The 17,411-nt window shown below is 73.2% G+C and carries 17 protein-coding genes; 4 read left to right on the top strand and 13 right to left on the bottom strand.

Annotated features, from left to right (window positions below; translation table 11 throughout):
- Window positions 1-27 precede the first annotated feature (27 nt).
- The gene (gene groL, locus ACFRCG_RS43720) at window positions 28-1,656 is read right to left on the bottom strand and encodes a chaperonin GroEL (protein ID WP_126637561.1); all 1,629 of its coding nucleotides are present in this window, start codon (window positions 1,654-1,656) and stop codon (window positions 28-30) included.
- A gap of 134 nt (window positions 1,657-1,790) precedes the next feature.
- Window positions 1,791-2,099 (bottom strand): co-chaperone GroES, encoded by a 309-nt coding sequence (groES, locus tag ACFRCG_RS43715; RefSeq protein ID WP_078975694.1) that lies wholly within the window; start codon window positions 2,097-2,099, stop codon window positions 1,791-1,793.
- 280 nt (window positions 2,100-2,379) lie between these two features.
- Between groES and ACFRCG_RS43710 the strand changes: the two genes are divergently transcribed.
- The gene (locus ACFRCG_RS43710; RefSeq protein WP_380042227.1) at window positions 2,380-3,567 is read left to right on the top strand and encodes a methyltransferase domain-containing protein; all 1,188 of its coding nucleotides are present in this window, start codon (window positions 2,380-2,382) and stop codon (window positions 3,565-3,567) included.
- 28 nt (window positions 3,568-3,595) lie between these two features.
- Here ACFRCG_RS43710 and ACFRCG_RS43705 read toward each other — a convergent pair whose 3' ends face one another.
- The 5 genes from ACFRCG_RS43705 to tsaB form a co-directional block, all read right to left on the bottom strand.
- Window positions 3,596-4,456: a polysaccharide deacetylase family protein gene (locus ACFRCG_RS43705; RefSeq protein ID WP_380042226.1), complete on the bottom strand. Its 861-nt coding sequence runs from the start codon at window positions 4,454-4,456 to the stop codon at window positions 3,596-3,598.
- A gap of 328 nt (window positions 4,457-4,784) precedes the next feature.
- Window positions 4,785-5,060, bottom strand: coding sequence for a hypothetical protein (locus ACFRCG_RS43700; protein WP_380042225.1), 276 nt, complete (start codon window positions 5,058-5,060; stop codon window positions 4,785-4,787).
- A gap of 2 nt (window positions 5,061-5,062) precedes the next feature.
- On the bottom strand, window positions 5,063-6,106 hold the full coding sequence (gene tsaD, locus ACFRCG_RS43695) for a tRNA (adenosine(37)-N6)-threonylcarbamoyltransferase complex transferase subunit TsaD (RefSeq protein ID WP_380042224.1): 1,044 nt from the start codon (window positions 6,104-6,106) through the stop codon (window positions 5,063-5,065).
- The gene (rimI, locus tag ACFRCG_RS43690; RefSeq protein ID WP_380005370.1) at window positions 6,099-6,587 is read right to left on the bottom strand and encodes a ribosomal protein S18-alanine N-acetyltransferase; all 489 of its coding nucleotides are present in this window, start codon (window positions 6,585-6,587) and stop codon (window positions 6,099-6,101) included. Before rimI ends, tsaD begins: the two co-directional genes overlap by 8 nt.
- Before the next feature lie 39 nt (window positions 6,588-6,626).
- A complete protein-coding gene (gene tsaB / locus ACFRCG_RS43685; RefSeq protein WP_380042222.1) occupies window positions 6,627-7,310 on the bottom strand; it encodes a tRNA (adenosine(37)-N6)-threonylcarbamoyltransferase complex dimerization subunit type 1 TsaB in 684 nt (227 codons plus the stop codon).
- A 150-nt stretch (window positions 7,311-7,460) separates the two neighbouring features.
- On the opposite strand from tsaB, the gene ACFRCG_RS43680 reads away from it, so the two are divergent.
- Complete coding sequence (locus ACFRCG_RS43680; protein ID WP_380042220.1) at window positions 7,461-8,084, top strand: L,D-transpeptidase; 624 nt, start codon at window positions 7,461-7,463, stop codon at window positions 8,082-8,084.
- A gap of 215 nt (window positions 8,085-8,299) precedes the next feature.
- Complete coding sequence (locus tag ACFRCG_RS43675) at window positions 8,300-10,597, top strand: transglycosylase domain-containing protein (protein WP_380042218.1); 2,298 nt, start codon at window positions 8,300-8,302, stop codon at window positions 10,595-10,597.
- Between the two features lie 52 nt (window positions 10,598-10,649).
- Here ACFRCG_RS43675 and tsaE read toward each other — a convergent pair whose 3' ends face one another.
- The 6 genes from tsaE to ACFRCG_RS43645 all read right to left on the bottom strand — a co-directional run bounded on the left by tsaE (window position 10,650) and on the right by ACFRCG_RS43645 (window position 16,697).
- Entirely contained in the window at window positions 10,650-11,168 is a 519-nt protein-coding gene (gene tsaE, locus ACFRCG_RS43670; protein WP_380042216.1) for a tRNA (adenosine(37)-N6)-threonylcarbamoyltransferase complex ATPase subunit type 1 TsaE, read from the bottom strand.
- A gap of 109 nt (window positions 11,169-11,277) precedes the next feature.
- A complete protein-coding gene (locus tag ACFRCG_RS43665) occupies window positions 11,278-12,471 on the bottom strand; it encodes an alpha/beta fold hydrolase (protein WP_380042214.1) in 1,194 nt (397 codons plus the stop codon).
- Window positions 12,468-13,598: an alanine racemase gene (gene alr / locus ACFRCG_RS43660; RefSeq protein WP_380042212.1), complete on the bottom strand. Its 1,131-nt coding sequence runs from the start codon at window positions 13,596-13,598 to the stop codon at window positions 12,468-12,470. Before alr ends, ACFRCG_RS43665 begins: the two co-directional genes overlap by 4 nt.
- Before the next feature lie 88 nt (window positions 13,599-13,686).
- Window positions 13,687-15,198, bottom strand: coding sequence for an NAD(P)H-hydrate dehydratase (locus ACFRCG_RS43655; RefSeq protein ID WP_380042210.1), 1,512 nt, complete (start codon window positions 15,196-15,198; stop codon window positions 13,687-13,689).
- 10 nt (window positions 15,199-15,208) lie between these two features.
- A complete protein-coding gene (locus tag ACFRCG_RS43650) occupies window positions 15,209-15,577 on the bottom strand; it encodes a holo-ACP synthase (RefSeq protein WP_380005386.1) in 369 nt (122 codons plus the stop codon).
- A 163-nt stretch (window positions 15,578-15,740) separates the two neighbouring features.
- Entirely contained in the window at window positions 15,741-16,697 is a 957-nt protein-coding gene (locus ACFRCG_RS43645; protein WP_380042208.1) for an EamA family transporter, read from the bottom strand.
- Between the two features lie 112 nt (window positions 16,698-16,809).
- Here ACFRCG_RS43645 and ACFRCG_RS43640 point away from each other — a divergent pair, with 112 nt between their 5' ends.
- A complete protein-coding gene (locus tag ACFRCG_RS43640; RefSeq protein WP_380005390.1) occupies window positions 16,810-17,325 on the top strand; it encodes a MarR family winged helix-turn-helix transcriptional regulator in 516 nt (171 codons plus the stop codon).
- The last annotated feature ends 86 nt before the right edge of the window (window positions 17,326-17,411 follow it).

The raw sequence follows: 17,411 nt of genomic DNA, 5'->3' as shown, positions 1-17,411 counted from the left end.
GGGCGCGCGGAACCGATGCGCGTGGAACTAGTGCGCGTGGCCGTGGCCGCCGTGGCTGTGCCCGGCGGGCTCTTCCTCGGCCGGCTTCTCGACGACCAGGGTCTCGGTCGTGAGCAGCAGCGACGCGATCGACGCGGCGTTTTGCAGCGCGGAGCGGGTCACCTTGACCGGGTCGATGACGCCCGAGTCGACCAGGTTGCCGTACTCGCCGGTCGCGGCGTTGAAGCCGTGCCCGACACCGAGCTCCTGCACCTTGTTGACGATCACGTAGCCCTCGAGGCCCGCGTTCTCGGCGATCCAGCGCAGCGGCTCGACCACGGCGCGACGCACGACCGAGACACCGGTCGCGATGTCGCCGCTCTGGCCCAGGTTCTCCGCGAGCACCGACGCCGCGTGCACCAGGGCGGTGCCGCCGCCGGCGACGATGCCCTCCTCGATGGCCGCGCGGGTCGCGGAGACCGCGTCCTCGAGACGGTGCTTCTTCTCCTTGAGCTCGACCTCGGTGGCCGCGCCCACGCGGATCACGCACACGCCGCCGGCCAGCTTCGCGAGCCGCTCCTGCAGCTTCTCGCGGTCCCAGTCGGAGTCCGTGGACTCGATCTCACGCTTGATCTGCTTGACGCGGTCGGCGATCGCGGCGCCGTCGCCGGCGCCGTCCACCAGGGTGGTGGCGTCCTTGGTGATGGTGATGCGACGAGCGCTGCCCAGCACCTCCAGGCCGACCTGGTCGAGCTTGAGACCGACCTCGGGGGCGATGACCTGACCGCCGGTCAGGATCGCCATGTCCTCCAGCATCGCCTTGCGGCGGTCGCCGAAGCCCGGGGCCTTGACCGCGACCGCGTTGAAGGTGCCGCGGATCTTGTTCACGACCAGGGTGGACAGCGCCTCGCCGTCCACGTCCTCGGCCACGATCAGCAGCGGCTTCGAGGCGCCGGCCTGGATGATCTTCTCCAGCAGCGGCAGCAGCTCGGCGATGGCCGAGATCTTGCCCTGGTGGATCAGGATGTACGGGTCGTCGAGGACGGCCTCCATACGCTCCTGGTCGGTGACCATGTACGGCGACAGGTAGCCCTTGTCGAACTGAAGGCCCTCGGCGAACTCCAGTTCCAGACCCATGGTCTGGGACTCCTCGACGGTGATCACACCGTCCTTGCCGACCTTGTCCATGGCCTCGGCGATCAGCTCGCCGATCTGCTTGTCCTGGGCGGACAGCGCGGCGACGGCGGCGATGTCCTCCTTGCCGTCGATCGCGCGGGCGGTCCCGAGCAGCTGCTCGGACACGGCGGCGACGGCGAGGTCGATGCCCTTCTTCAGGTCCATCGGGGCCGCGCCGGCGGCCACGTTGCGCAGACCCTCGCGCACCAGCGCCTGGGCGAGCACCGTCGCGGTGGTGGTGCCGTCACCCGCGATGTCGTTGGTCTTGGTCGCGACCTCCTTGGCGAGCTGCGCGCCAAGGTTCTCGTACGCGTCCTCGAGCTCCACCTCACGGGCGATGGTCACGCCGTCGTTGGTGATGGTCGGGGCACCGAACTTCTTGTCGATCACGACGTTGCGGCCCTTGGGGCCGAGCGTGACCTTGACGGTGTCGGCCAGCGCGTTGACGCCGCGCTCCAGCGACCGCCGGGCCTTCTCGTCGAACTGGAGGATCTTCGCCATGAGGGTCTTCGTCCTTAAAGGTTGCTTTTCGACGTCGTACAACCGACTCCGCCCCGGGTCCACCGGCCGCGAGGGCAGGGCGATCCGGGGCGGGGTCGTCGAACCGTCACCGGTTCCGGCGCGTCAGCGCGATGTCACTTCTCGATGATCGCGAGCACGTCGCGGGCCGAGAGAACGAGGTATTCCTCGCCGTTGTACTTCACCTCGGTGCCGCCGTACTTGCTGTACAGCACGGTGTCACCGACGGCGACGTCGAGCGGCAGACGCTGACCGTCCTCGAAACGACCCGGGCCCACGGCCAGGACGACGCCCTCCTGGGGCTTCTCCTTGGCGGTGTCCGGGATCACGAGACCCGACGCGGTGGTCTGCTCGGCCTCAAGCGTCTGAACCACGATGCGGTCCTCGAGCGGCTTGATGGCAACCTTGGTGTTGGCGGTCGTCACGATGCGACCTCCCCCTTCGGAGATCTCACGGAAAAATGTCTGTCGGCGAATGGGACAGATCCGTCGTCGCGGGTGCCGGACCTGCTCGTATCGCACTGGCACACTCATGGGGAGAGTGCCAGCACAGACACTAGGTGGCGGTTAGCACTCCGTCAACCAGAGTGCCAGATTCAGCGCGTCGCGAGCGTTCTTCATACCGATGGGCCGCGGATCGATGGGGTCGGCTTCATGCCGATGGGTCGCGGATCGATGGGGCCGGGCGCTCGGCGAGAATGGCCGGGTGCACACCGACGCCATCGAAGCCCTCGCCACGCTGCGGACCGGCGAGGGCCGCTCCCTGCTCGACCTGCTGGCCGATCACGACGCCGCGGACGAGTTGTCGCTGGCCACCCGGTTGCGTCGAGAACATCCGCCGGAGTTGATCGCCGCCGCGCTCACCCAGTCCCGGTTGCGGCAGCGCGGCCGGGCCAAGTTCGGGGCGGACGCGGACCGGATGTTCTTCACGTCCAACGGCCTGGAGCAGTCCACCCGGACCTCGGTGGCCGACCACCGGGCCGCCCGGCTGGCCGCGGCCGGCGTCCGCCGGGCGATCGACCTGTGCTGCGGCATCGGCGGCGACGCGCTCGCGCTGGCCCGCGCCGGGATCGCGGTGCACGCGGTCGACCTCGATCCGCCGACCTGCGCGGTGGCCCGGGCCAACGCGGACGCGCTGGGCCTGGCCGACCTGATCACGGTCGAGTGCGCGGACGCGACCGCGGTGGATCCGTCCGGCTACGACGCGGCGCTGATCGACCCGGCCCGGCGCACCGCCCGCGGCCGCACCTTCGATCCCGAGTCGTACGCGCCGCCCTTCTCGTTCCTGACCACCCTCGCCGCCCGCGTCCCCGCCGGCGCGGCCAAGGTGGCCCCCGGCATCCCGCACGAGATCGTGCCCGCCGGCATGGAGGCGGAGTGGGTCTCCGACCGCGGCGACGTCAAGGAGGCGGTGTTGTGGTGGGGCGGGCTCGCCCGAACCGGCCTGCGTGCCACCCTGCTGCCCGGCGGCGCCGAGCTGACCTCGGGGGTCGTGCGGCAGGCGCCGGTGGGCCCGGTGCGCCGCTACCTCTACGAGCCGGACGGCGCGGTGATCCGGGCCCATCTGGTGTCCGAGGTCGGCGAGTTGGTGGACGGCAACCTGGTGGACGAGACGATCGCCTACCTGACCTCGGACCGGCTGGTGCACACCGCGTTCGCGAGCGTGTACGAGATCACCGACGTGTTGCCGTTCAACCTCAAGCGGCTCAAGGCCCTGCTGCGCGAGCGCGGCGTCGGCACCCTGACGGTCAAGAAGCGCGGCTCGGCGGTCGAGCCGGAGGAGGTCCGCCGCCGGGTCCGCCCCACCGGCCCGAACGCGGCGACGGTGCTGCTGACCCGGGTGGCGGGCGCGCCCACGATGCTGATCGGCCATCCGGTGTCCGGCGCCGGGTGACCCGGGCCGGACCGGGCCGGGGCGGTCCTCAGCCGATGTAGTCCTCCAGGCGCGCGATCGTGAAGCCCTGGGCCTGGATCTTGCGCAGCATGTTGCCGAACATCTCGGTCATCGTGGTGCCCTTGAGTTCACCGGGGCCGCGGAAGTGGGCCAGGATGATGTCGCCCGGGTGCAGCTTCTTCTCCCCCGCGTACTGCATGTCGTTGATCTGCATCGACTCCTGCCACTTGACGATCGCGCCGATCCCGCCGCAACCGCCGGCCACCGTCTGCGTGGTCGCGTTCCAGTTGCCGTAGGGCGGGCGGAACAACGTCGGGCGTTTGCCGTACAGCTCGCCGAGGCGGTCCTGTTGGCCGCAGATCTGGTGCTTCTGCGCGTCGGCGCCCAGGGTCTTCAGGTCGGGGTGGGAGAGCGTGTGGTTTTGCACGGTGGCGCCGAGGTCCTGGAGCTTGCGGAAGTATTCCGGGTCCTGGCGCACGTAGGTGTCGTTGAGGAACATCGCCACCGGGATGCGCAGGTCCCGCATCATGTCCAGGAACTTGGGGTCCTTCTCCGCGCCGTCGTCGATCGTGATGAACACGATCTTCTCCTGCGTGGGGATCTTCTCCACCACCGGCGGCTTGGGCCCGCCCCCCTTGATCGGCTTGTCCGCGGGCGGGGCGGGCGGCGCGGCGAACGGCTTGAGGTTCCACTTCGCGGCGAGCGTGGCGGGGTCGGCGCCGGGGGTGTCCGGCTTGGCCGCGGGCGCCGGTTTGGCGGCCGTGGTCGAGGTGCCGCCGGAGGGCGCGCGAGTCGCCTCGACCGATGACGTGCCGTCGGAGCCGCCGCCGCAGCCGGTCAGCGCGAGCAGCAGCACGCCGGCCAGGCCGACGCCGACCGGGGCGAACACGCCTCGCCGCTTTTGTACCGTTCCATGCACCACTGTCGTCGGCCCTTCCGTCGCCTGGACCGTTCGCCCGATCCACCCGCGCCCACGCTACGCGGCGCGGCGGCCTGTCACGGTCCGGACAAGCCCTGTTCAAGGGACTGTCGAAGGACTGTTGAGCGGCCGATGAGCTGGGCACACTCCCGGCAAGGCCAATGGCACGTGCGGCGGCACGCAGCCATCAGCCAAGGCACTCGACCCGCGTCCGGCTTGCGAATGGCCTCCTCGTCGGACGCGGGTCGAGTGTTGCGCCGACTCGGGCGGAGCGGGGGGCAGGGGCGGGGCCGGGGCCTCAGGGGCCGACGCTGAGCCGTTCGAAGTTCCAGGTGTGCGGCGGCCGGGCGACCAGGGCGGCCGGCGGCTCGGGCAGCGCCACCGGCGGGCCGGTCCACAGCGCGATCACCACCACGCGGTCCCCGTCGGGTGCGTCCGGGGCGGCGAACACCTCGATCCGCTCCAGGCCGGGTGCGCCGGCCACGACGGGCAGCGCCACCTCGTGCACCCACGCGGCCAGCGCCGAACCGTCGCCGGACTCGGTCCTGGCCTCCCACATCGCCGCGATCGCCATGGTCAGGACACCGCCTGCGAGATCGTGACCGGCATCGACGAGTCGGCCGGGATGGACAGGGTGGAGGGGGCCCGGTCGCGGGCGACCATCTCGGCACCCAGCGCGGCGACCATCGCGCCGTTGTCGGTACACAGGCCCGGCCGCGGCACGCGCAGCACGATCCCCGCCGCGTCGCAGCGCTCCTGCGCCAGCGCCCGCAGACGGGTGTTGGCGGACACGCCGCCGCCCATCATCAGGTGCTCGACGCCGTTCTCCTTGCAGGCCCGGATCGCCTTGCGGGTCAGCACGTCGACCACCGCCTCCTGGAAGGAGGCCGCCACGTCCGCGACCGGCACGCTCTCCCCCGCCCGCTGCCGGGCCTCGACCCAGCGCGCGACCGAGGTCTTGAGGCCGGAGAAGGAGAAGTCGAACGGCGCGTCGCGCGGACCGGTCAGCCCGCGTGGGAAGGCGATCGCGGCGCGGTCGCCCTCGCGCGCCCACCGGTCGATCACCGGCCCGCCCGGGAAGCCGAGTCCGAGCACGCGAGCGACCTTGTCGAACGCCTCTCCCGCCGCGTCGTCGATGGTCGATCCCAGCGGGCGCACGTCGGAGGTGATGTCGGGCACGAGCAGCAGCGAGGAGTGCCCGCCGGAGACCAGCAACGCCATGCACGGCTCGGGCAGCCTGCCGTGCTCCAGCTGGTCCACGCACACGTGCGAGGCCAGGTGGTTGACGCCGTACAGCGGCTTGTCGAGGGCGACCGAGTAGCCCTTGGCCGCGGCGACGCCCACCAGCAGCGCGCCCGCCAGGCCCGGTCCCGAGGTGACCGCGATCGCGTCGATGTCGCCCATCGTGACCCCCGCGTCGGCCAGCGCGCGCCGCACCGTCGGCACCATCGCCTCCAGGTGCGCGCGGCTGGCGACCTCGGGCACCACGCCGCCGAACCGGGCGTGTTCGTCGACGCTGGAGGCGACCGCGTCGGCGAGCAGGGTGGTGCCGCGCACGATGCCGATGCCGGTCTCGTCGCACGAGGTCTCGATGCCCAGGACGAGTGGTTCGTCAGCCACCGGTGGCCGTTCCTTCCCGACGTTCCTTCAGATCGCAGCGCATCACCAACGCGTCCACGTTGGCGGGCTGGTAGTAGCCCCGGCGCACGCCGATCCCCTTGAAGCCGAAGCGCTCGTACAGTGCCTGCGCGCGGGCGTTGTCCACCCGCACCTCCAGCAGTACGTCCCGGCAGTCGCGCGCCACCGCCAGGTCGAGAAGTTCGGTCAACAGCAGCGCGCCCAGGCCCGTACCCCACCGATCGCGGCGCACCCCGATGGTCTGCACGTCGCCCTCGTCACCGATCACCGCGAGCCCGGCGTATCCCGCCAGGGCGCCGGTCTCGTCCTCGGCGACCACGTAGTGCCGCATCTCCGGTTCCGACAACTCGGACCAGAACATCCCCGCCGACCACGCGTCCTCGGCGAACAACTCGTGCTCGAGTCGCATCACGGCCTCGATGTCCCACCACCGCATCCGCCGCAGGCGAGACCCGAATTCCATGCCGGAAGTCTAGGGCCTGCCCGGTGTGGCCCGGCCGGGCTACGCCGCGGGCGGGGGCCCCGCGGGGGTGACGGCCTTGTAGCCGGCGGGGACCTGGGCGTCGGGGCGGCGCAGGTAGAGGGGCTCCGGCGGGAGCAGGGCGAGGCCGGCGGTCAGGCGTTCGACGGCGAACGCCGCGAGCGCGGCGGCGTCCGGGTGTTCGGGGCCGCGCACGTCCGCGAACGAGTCCGGGTACAGCGCGGCGCCCGCGCCGACGGCGGGCAGCGCGGTGACGCTCGCGGCCAGGTCGCCGGCGCGGTCCACCGACGGTCCCTCGACGCGCGTGCGGGCGTCGTCGTACCGCGCCCAGTAGACCTCCTTGCGGCGCGCGTCGGTCGCGGCCGTGAACGGCCCGGCGACCGTGGCCTCGCGCCCGGCCGCGTACGCGAGCGCGTCCAGGGTGCATACGCCGTGCACGGGGATGCCGAGCGCGTCGCCCAGCGCGAGCGCGGTCACGATGCCCACCCGCAGGCCGGTGTACGGCCCGGGGCCGACACCGACCGCGATGTCGGTGAGCTCGGCGCGGGTGCGTCCCGCCGCCCGGAGCACGTCGACGATGCCGGGCGCGAGCAACTCGCCCTGCCGGCGCGCGTCGACGCGGGTGGAACCGGCGAGCACGCGGAAATCGTCGTGGAGGGCGACCGTGACGGCCGGGGTGGCGGTGTCGAAGGCGAGCAGCAGCACGGCACCAGGCTACCGACCGCGAAGCGCGGGCCCGCCCGCCGGCGCCTCCCCGGACGCGTTCGCGAGGAAAAGCCGACCCGGCTCCGACGCGGGGACACCGGCTGCCGGCACCATGGAGGCCGACACACGGCGGAAGAGGGACCCAAGGCAATGGCGAAGCGGCTCAACCCGGGCGTGGCCGTCGCGGGCATCACCATCGCCGCGCTGGTCGGCGTCGGCTTCCTCGCGGTCCAGGCCGCGAACTCCGCGCCGGACAACCGGGGGATAGCGCGGACGAGCACGCCGACCCCCTCCGGCGCCTCCGGCGCGCCCGTGGCGCCGGTCTACGTCCCACCGGCCGTGCCCGCCAACTCCGGCACCGGCAAGCGGGTCGTGTACTCGCTCAAGGACAACCACGTCTGGCTGGTCGACGAGGCCGAGCGCATGTTGCGCGAGTATCCGGTGGCCGCCGCGCCGATCAGGCCGCAGCCGGGCACGTTCCAGGTGACGCTGAAGAAGGAGGAGGCGCAGACCGGCAGCGACGGCCTGCGGATCACCTACTCCGTGCGCTTCGGCGCGGTCCAGGGCGTCCCGCTCGGCTTCGCGGCCACGGACACCCCGCTGGACCAGATCGACAGCGGCGGCAAAACCGGCCCCTCCCCCACCGGCACCGCCCGCCCGCGCACCTCGGCGCCGCCGGCCAAGCAGAGCGCGGGCATCCGCTCGAAGCCGGACGACGGCGTCGCGCTGTGGAACTTCGCCCCGGTCGGCACACCCGTCATCGTGGTGCCCTGAGCCCCGATCGCGACGCGCCGAGCGCCGCCGCGAGGCCCTGAGCCGATCGGGTCCACCACGCCACGCCCACCATTGTCCGATTTGGCGGCCTTTCTTCGGCTTTGCCCACATATCATCGGGATGATGATCCCTCTGGTCACACCGGCCCCACCGGGCACACGTGGGCGACCGGCAGGGCCCGTCAGGGCAATGGCACCGAGGAACAGGTGGACGGCGTGGCGCACGACTCCTCCGGTCCGAGCGGTCCCGGCGACGTCCAGGGGCCGACTCCCCGGCGCAGGCTGTTCGACTATCCCCGGAGTAATCGCCGGGGTCCGCGCCGTTGGCTGCCCTCGTTCAAACACCTGCTCACCCTGCTGTTCCTGGCCCTCTCCGGCCTGTTCGCCGCCGTGGGTCTGGTCTACGCGATCACCCCGGTTCCCGAGACGGTCAACGCGCAGGCCCGGCAGGAGAGCAACGTCTGGAACTGGAGCGACGGCACCGAGATCACCCGCACCGGCGCCACCAACCGGCAGGCGGTGCCGCTGGCCGCGATCCCGATCGACGTGCAACACGCGGTGCTCGCCGCCGAGGACCGCTCGTTCCACTCGAACTCCGGGGTCTCGATCACCGGCACCGTCCGCGCCCTGCTGAGCAACCTCGCGGGCGGCGGAGGCGGCCTCCAGGGCGGCTCGACGATCACCCAGCAGTACGTCAAGAACGTCTACCTCACCCAGGAACAGACGCTGGGCCGCAAGTTCAAGGAAGCGATCATCGCGGTCAAGCTCGACCGCACCGTGGCCAAGGACGACATCCTCACCGGCTACCTCAACAGCGTGTACTTCGGGCGCGGCGCCTACGGCGTCGAAGCCGCCGCACAGGCGTACTACGGCGTCGACGTCGGGCAGCTCACCGTCGAACAGGGCGCCTACCTCGCGGTGTTGCTCAACGCGCCGAGCGCCAACGACGTGCGCGGCGCGGGCGAGTCGGGGCGGCGGCGGATCCTGGCCCGGTGGAACCACGTGCTCGACGCCATGGTCGAGGAGAAGTGGCTGACCCCCGAGCGGCGCGCCGGCATGGTCTTCCCGGAGCCGGTCGATCCGCGCCCGGCGGCCAACCTGGCCGGGGTCAACGGCTACCTGGTCGAGATGGCCAAGCGCTACCTGCTCGACCACAAGGTGGTCGACGAGGACCGGCTCGACGCGGGCGGCTACGCGATCACCACCACGTTCGACAAGCGCAAGACCGAGACGCTCTACAAGACCGTGCAGGACCAACTCGCCCAGTCGCTCGACCCCACCGACCGCTCCGTCGACGTCGGGGTGCGGGTGGGCGCCGCGTCCGTGGAGCCCGGCACCGGGCGCATCGTCGCGGTCTACGGCGGGCCGAACTACGTCAAGCAGTTCGTCAACGACGCCACCCGCCGCGACGTGCAGGTCGGCTCCACGTTCAAGCCGTTCGTACTCGCCGCCGGACTGCGCGACGGCGCCCAGGACCCGGACGGCAAACGGGTGCGCATCACCCCGGCCACGGTCTACAACGGCAACGACAACGTGGTGATCCACTATCCGAACGGCAAGCCCGTGATCCAGGACGGGGTGCCGTGGCAGCCCGGCAACGAGGACGGGGCGAGCTACGGGCAGATCACCCTGGCCCGGGCGATGGACCGATCGGTCAACACCGTCTACGCCCAACTCGGCATGGACGTGGGCACCGAACGGGTGGTGCGGGCCGCGGTGGACGCGGGACTGCCCGCGACCACGCCGGGACTGCGCCCCGTACCGTCCGTCTCGCTGGGCACCTCCACGCCCAGCGCCCTGGACATGGCCGCGGCCTACGCCACCTTCGCCGCCGAGGGCAAGCAGCGCGACGCGTACCCCGTGGACAAGCTCAGCCGCGGCGGCGACACGATCGACCTGCCGGACCATGACGCCAAGGACGCCTACGACAGCCGGCAGGCGCACGCGGTCACCCGCGTGTTGCGCGGCGTCGTGGACGACGGCACCGGATTTCGCGCGCAGGCGCTGAACCGCCCGGCGGCGGGCAAGACCGGCACCACCGACGACAACCGTTCGGCCTGGTTCGTCGGGTACACCCCGGACCTGGCCACCTCGGTGGGCATGTTCCGCGAGGACGCCGACACGCACGCGTTCCTGTCCCTGTCCGGGGTCGCGGGGCTGGCCCGGGTGGACGGCGGCAACCTGCCGACCCGGATGTGGACGACCTACACGCGCGCCGCGCTCGCCGGCGCCGGCGTCGCCGACTTCCCGGAGGACACCGAGGGTGGCCTCGGCGGTCCCGACACCGGTCTGGTGCCGCCGAGCACCGGTACGCCGCCGTCCGGCACGACGCCCCCGACGACGGCGCCCGCGAGCAGCGCGCCGCCGAACACCACCCCGCCGACCACGACGGCGCCGACCGACACCTCCTCGCCGGGTACGCCCACCGGCGACGGGGCGACCACCCGCCCGCCGAGCCGGTCCCCGAGCCCGCCCGAGACGCCCGCCTCCCAGGCCCCGGCGGCGGGCACCTGACCGGGGCCGTCCCGACGGATCCCGAGGGGGGCCGCCGGACCGGCCCGGGGCGTCAGCCCGCCAACCCGTCCAGGTCGGCGCCGGCCCAGCGGGCCCCGATCCCGGTCACCCGGATCGTGCGCACCTCGTCGCCGGCGAAGTCGCCCGCACTCGCGGCGAGCGGGTCCGTGTCGGCGTGGTCGCGGTCGATGGCCACCTCCAGGCGGTCCTCGGTCAGGTCCTCGACCATGCCCTCGCCCCACTCCACGACGGTCACCGACTCGTCGAGCGAGGCGTCGAGGTCGAGGCCGTCGATCTCCGCGGTGACGTCGGCGGAGCCGCCGAGTCGATAGGCGTCGACGTGCACCAGGGCCGGACCGCCGACCTCGGACGGATGTACGCGGGCGATCACGAACGTCGGCGAGGTCACCGCGCCGCGCACGCCCAGACCCACCCCGATGCCCTGGGTCAGCGTCGTCTTGCCCGCGCCCAGGCCGCCGGACAACACGAGCAGGTCGCCCGCCCGCAACACCTTCGCCAACCGGGCGCCCAGCGCGCGCGTGTCCGCGCCGCCGGCGACCGTCACGGTCACACTTCGCACCACTTCAGCACTCCCACCACGCCGGTCCCGTCGGCCCGAACCGCCTCGGACCCCACCGTCGTCCCGAATCCGCCCGCGGCCTCGGGACCCCTGCACGGGATCACTGTCCGTCAGGATCCCGACCCGCGTCGAATCCGACCTGCGCGGAGGATTCGCCGCGCCCGTGCCCACCGGATTTCCCGCCGGATTTCCCGCCGCGCCGACCGGGCGCGCGCACGGCACGCGCGAGCATCCCCCGCAGCGCCGCGTTCACCACCTCCGGATGCTCCAGCGGGGTCAGGTGTCCGGAGTCCGGCACGATCAGCAACTCCGCGCCGGGCAGCGCCTCCTGGATCGCCTCGCTGTGCGAGGCGGGCGCGATCAGGTCGCCCTCCCCGGCCACCACCAGCGTCTCCACCGTCTCCAGCGCCGGCAGCGCGGCCAGCTTGTCGTGCGTCTCGAAGGCGGGGAAGAACTCGGCGATCACGTCGATCGGCGTGCCCGAGATCATCCGGTCGGTGAACCGCACCAGGGTGGGGTCCACCTCCGAGTCGAAGGCGTATCGCTCGGTGAACAGGTACACCAGGTCGCGGGCCGCCCGCCGCCCCGCCTCCACCAGCGCGGCGCGGCGGCCGAGGGTACGCAGCAGCCCCGGCGCCATCCGGTGCACCAGCCGGGCCCCGGCCGCCGGGATGCCCAGCGTCACCGTCGCCCAGCGGCCCGCCGACGTGTTCATCAGCGCGACGCCGATCACCCGCTCCCCGAACAGCTCGGGGTGCTGGTCGGCGAGCGCCATGATGGTCATCCCGCCCATCGAGTGGCCGAGCAGCACCAGCGGTCCCTCGGGCGCGAGTTCGCAGAGCACGGTGTACAGGTCCGCGCCGAGGTGGTCGATCGTCGAGGTCTCCGGCGCGCCGCGACCGGAGCGGCCGTGGCTGCGCTGGTCGTAGAGCACCAGCCGGTATTCCTCGCGCAACGCGGCCCGCTGGTAGTGCCAGCAGTCCATGTCGAGGCAGTAGCCGTGGCACAACACCACGGTCACCGGGGCGTCCCGGTCGCCGTCCACCTCGGCGTACAACTCGACGCCGTCCTCGGCGGTGATCAGGTGCGGCTCGCCGCGCAGAGTGCCGAACTCGGCGAGCGCGTCCAGCTGGGCCTCGGTACGGCGGCGGAAGGCGCGGCCGACCGTCATGCGCTCGATCGCCACGCCCGCGGCGGCGCCCGCCGCGAGCACGCCGACCGCGGCGCCGACGATGCCGGCCCGGCGGCCGAGCGCGCGGCCGGCTCCGGAGGAGGCGGGCACGGGGGTGGTCACGACGCGCCCGTCCCGGTGTGGATCCTGGGCACGCGGGCGCCGATGCGGGTGACGATCTCGTAGGAGATGGTGCCGATCGCCGCCGCCCAGTCCTCGGCGGTGGGCTCGCCCCGGTCACCGGGGCCGAACAGGATCGCCTCGTCGCCCGCGCTCGCCTCGTCGTCGCCGAGGTCGACCACGAACTGGTCCATCGCGACGCGGCCCACGATCGTGCGCCGCCGTCCCGCCACCAGGACCGGGCCGACGTTGCTCGCGTGACGGGGGATGCCGTCGGCGTAACCGGTGGGGATCAGCGCGAGGTTGGTGTCCCTCGGCGCGATCCAGGCGTGCCCGTACGAGACGCCGTGGCCGGCCGGCACCCGCTTGACCCCGGCCAGGCTCGCCGCCAGCGTCATCGCGGGGCGCAGCCCGAAGTCGGCCGGGCCGCCGACCTCGGGCACGGGCGAGAGCCCGTAGCCGGCCAGGCCGACCCGGACCAGGTCGAAGTGGGTGTCGGGCAGCAGCAGTGTGGCCGGCGAGTTGGCCATGTGCCGCACCTCGGGGGTGACCCCGCGGCCCTCGGCGTGGGCGAGCAACGCCACGAACTCGCCCAGCTGCGCCGGTACGGACGGATGCCCGGGCTCGTCGGCGCAGGCGAAGTGCGACCACAGGCCGACCACCTCGACCGTGCCGTCGGCCTGGGCCTTGAGCGCGGCGTCGACCAGGGCAGGCCAGTCGGCGGGCGTGCAGCCGTTGCGCCCCAGGCCGGTGTCCGCCTTCAGGTGCACGCGCGCCGGTCGCTCGGCCGCCCGGGCGGCCGCCACCACCTCGCGCAGCGCCCACGATCCGCTCACCGAGATGTCCACGTCGGCGCGCACCGCCTCCTCGAAGGCGTCGCCGGGGGCCCACAGCCAGGTGAGCACCCGGCCGGTGTCGCCCGCCGCGCGCAGCGCCAGCGCCTCCTCGACCACGGCGGTGCCCAGCCAGGTCGCGCCGCCCGCGCGGGCCGCCCGCGCGGAGGGGATCATGCCGTGTCCGTAGGCGTTCGACTTGACCACGCTCATCACCGCCGCCGACCCCACCCGGGCTCGGATGGCCGCGATGTTGTCCCGAATCGCATCCAGATCGATCCGCGCTTCGGCACGCATGGGGCAGGTGGTCCTTCCGACGACGATCATCGAACGCGAGTGCGGGCCGCGGTCCCGGCCGGCCGCCGGGCCCGGAAGATCCCCGAACTCAAGACTCCCAGTGTGGCAGGCCCGGGCCCGGGCGGCGTCCTCCTCGGGTGCCGGTGACGTCCGCCCACACCCCGGGCAGCGCCCGGACCAGGTCCGGCGCGGTCACCGGGCCGGGCAGCGTCCGGGCGGCCAGTCCGTGCAGCCAGGCCGCCGCGGAGGCGGCGTCCAGCGCGTCCAGACCGGCCGCGAGCAGCGCGCCGGCCAGGCCGGAGAGCACGTCGCCGCTGCCCGCGGTGGCCAGGCGCGGGGTGCCGGTGGGATTGACCCGGGTCCGGCCGTCGGGCGCGGCGATCACCGTGGTGGATCCCTTGAGCAGGACCACGCAGCGGTACAGCGCGGCGAGCCGGCGCGCGTGCTCCAGTCGCCCCGCCTCGATCCGCTCGCGGGTGACCTCGACGCCCGCGGCGGCGAACAGGCGCACCGCCTCGCCCGCGTGCGGGGTCAGCAGCGCCGGGGCGGGCCACGTGCCGGGGGCGGAGCGGGCGAGCAGGGTCAGGCCGTCCGCGTCCACCAGTACGGGCACCCGCGCGTCCAGCACGCTCGCGAAGCGCGCCTCGGCGTCCGGGTCGGTGTCCAGGCCGGGGCCCACCACCCACGCCTGCACCCGGCCCGCCTCGGCCGGAGGCGCCTGGCTCGCCAGCGCCTCCGGGTGGGCCGCGAGCACCGGGCCGAGCACGGCGGCCGGCCCCGTGCAGCGGACCGCGCCGACCCCGCCGCGCACCGCCGCGCCGACCACCAGGACCGCCGCGCCCGGGTAGCGGGGGGAGCCCGCGGCCACGCCGAGCACACCGCGCGAATACTTGTCGCTCTCGCCCGAGGGGGCGGGCAACAACCGGGCCACGTCGTCGTGTTGCAGCACGGTCGGGTCCGGCTCCGGCAGGTGCGGGCCGAGGCCGATGTCGACGAGGTGCACCACTCCCGCGTGGGCCGCGCCGGGGTCGATCAGCAGGCCCGGTTTGTGCGTGCCGAAGGTGACCGTCACATCGGCGCGCACCGCCGCGCCCGCCACCTCGCCGGTGTCCGCGTCCACGCCGCTGGGCACGTCGACGGCCACCACGGTCGCCCCCGACACGCGGGCGAGCAGCGCGGCGGGGGTCGGGCGCAGTGCGCCCCGGCCGCCGATCCCGACGATCCCGTCCAGGACCAGGTCGGCCCGCCTGAGCAGGTCGGCGAGGCCGGGCCCGTCCGGGTCGACCGCGTCCCGCGCCCGGACGCCGGCCGCCCGGGCCCAGGCGAGGCCGGCCGGATGGGCCCGGTCCGGGGCGAGCAGCAGGGCGTCCACGCGCGCGCCGCGCCGGGCCAGCATGCCGCCCGCGTACAGCGCGTCGCCGCCGTTGTCGCCGCTGCCCACCAAAAGCACCACGCGGGCCCCGTAGACCCGGTCGAGCAGGCGCACACAGGTGCCGGCCAGCCCGGCCGCGGCGCGGCGCATCAAGGTGCCCTCGGGCAGCGTCGCGAGCAGCGCGGCCTCCGCGGCGCGTACCTGCTCGACCGTGTGTGCGGCGCGCATGGGCGGTCCCCTAGCCCTCGGCGATGACGACAGCGGAAGCGATGCCCGCGTCGTGGCTGAGCGACACATGCCAGTGCGTCACACCCAGCACGGCGGCGCGCGCGGCCACCGTGCCGGTGACGGCCAGCAGCGGGCGGCCGGAGTCCTCGGTGGTCACCTCGGCGTCCAGCCAGTGCAGTCCGCCGGGCGCGCCGAGCGCCTTGGCCAGCGCCTCCTTGGCGGCGAAGCGCGCGGCCAGCGAGGCGACCCCGCGGGGCTGTCCGGGGCGCACGTTGCGCTCCGCGTCGGTGAACAGCCGATCGGCCAGTCCGGGCGTGCGCTCCAGCGACTGCCCGAAGCGTGCGATGTCCGCCACGTCGATACCCACACCGATGATCACGGCCCGAGCCTATTGCCGGGCGCGGCGCCGAAGAACACACACCGGCCACCCGCGCCGACGCGCCCACCGACAACGCGGCCGGGCCGCATCCCGGCGGGGATGCGGCCCGATCGGCTCGCGGAACGGTCCTGCGTGGTGCTCGTGGCGGCGTGCTCCCGACCACTCAGGAGGCTTCGACGACCTCCGACCGACGGGTCCGCGTCGTGATGGTGACCGGCGCCTCGACCCGCACCTCGGGGGCGCGCCGGGGGGCCCGCTGGCCGAGCACCATCGCGCCCAGGGCGATCACCAGGCCGAGCACCTGGAGCGGGGTCAGCGTCTGGCCCAGCACGATCAGGCCGGCGAGCGTGGCGATCACCGGGTTGACCAGGCCGAGGAAGGAGGCCACCCCGGCGCCGAGCCGCTCGATGCCGCGGAACCACAGGACGTAGGCGAGCGCGGTGCCGATCAGCACGAGGTAGCCGAAGCCGAGCAGGTTGCGGCCGGTGGGCACCGGCGGCATGCCCTCGACGGCGAACATCAGCGGGACGATGACCAGGCCGCCGACGGTGAGCTGCCAACCGGTGGTGGCCAGGAGCGAGACACCCTGGGGACGACCCCAGCGGGCCGACATCACCACGCCCGACGCCATCAGGGTGGTGGCCAGGAGCATCAGGCCGACCCCGATCGGGTCGATCCTCGCCTGCGAGCTGAGCACCAGCAGGCCGACCCCGATCACCCCGCCGACGCCGGCGAGCAGCACCCGGGGCCGCGTGCGCACCTTCAGGATCAGGAAGGACAGGCCCGCGACGATCAGCGGCGACACCGCGCCGATCGTGGCGGCGACACCGCCGGGCAGGCGGTAGGCGCCGGCGAAGATCAGCGGGAAGAACAGCCCGACGTTGAGCATCCCCAGGACGAACGAGCGCCACCACCACACGCCGGTGGGCAGTCGGCGCGACAGGGCGACCAGGATCAGCCCCGCGGGCAGCGCCCGCACGCCCGCCGCGAGCAGCGGCCGGTCCGCCGGGAGCATCTCCGTGGTCACGAGGTAGGTGGTCCCCCACGTGGCCGGGGCGACGGCCGTCGCCAGGAGCATCCCCAGGCGACCGAGTCCCTTGCTACCGCCCTGAACCGCCATGACTTTCACCTCAACGCTAGTTTTGCGAGCACTGACTATCTGAACGTTGAGATAAGTAAATACCTCGGATCTGCGAGCGTCAAGTAGATGAGCGTTGAGATAAATTGGAGCCATGACCGGACGTGACGCAATTGATGACGTATGGGACCAATGGCACCGTGAACGCCCCGAGATCGACACCGACCTGCTGGACGTGATGGCCGCCGTCGGCCGCATGAACCGACTGCGCCGGTACATCGACCAGACGCTGCGGACCTACTTCGCCCGGTACGGGCTCGACTTCTCCGAGTTCGACGTGCTGGCCACGCTGCGCCGCTCCGGCGGCGTCGAGGGGGTCAGCGCGGGCACGCTGCTGCGCTCGGCGATGGTGACCTCGGGCGCGATCACCAACCGGGTGGACAAGCTCACCGCCAAGGGCCTGGTCGAGCGCTCGGTCAGCACCGAGGACCGCCGCTCGGTCCGGGTCAGGCTGACCCCGGAGGGCATCCGGCTCGTGGACGACATCCTGCTCGGCCACATCGAGAACGAGGCGCGCTTTTTGGCCGTGCTCGACGACGGCGAGCGCGACCTGCTCAACGGGCTGCTGCGCAAGCTCCTGATCGCCCAGGGAGACACCCACCTGGGCTGACCACGCACCGCGCCGACGGCGCACACCCGACCGGAAAACCGACCCGAAACCGCGAAAGGCCGCCCCGCGCCCCCTCGTTCGAGGAG

The sequence above is a fragment of the Embleya sp. NPDC056575 genome (genome assembly GCF_042793325.1).
Lineage (GTDB): Bacteria > Actinomycetota > Actinomycetes > Streptomycetales > Streptomycetaceae > Embleya.
This window is presented reverse-complemented; position numbering and strand designations above follow the sequence as displayed.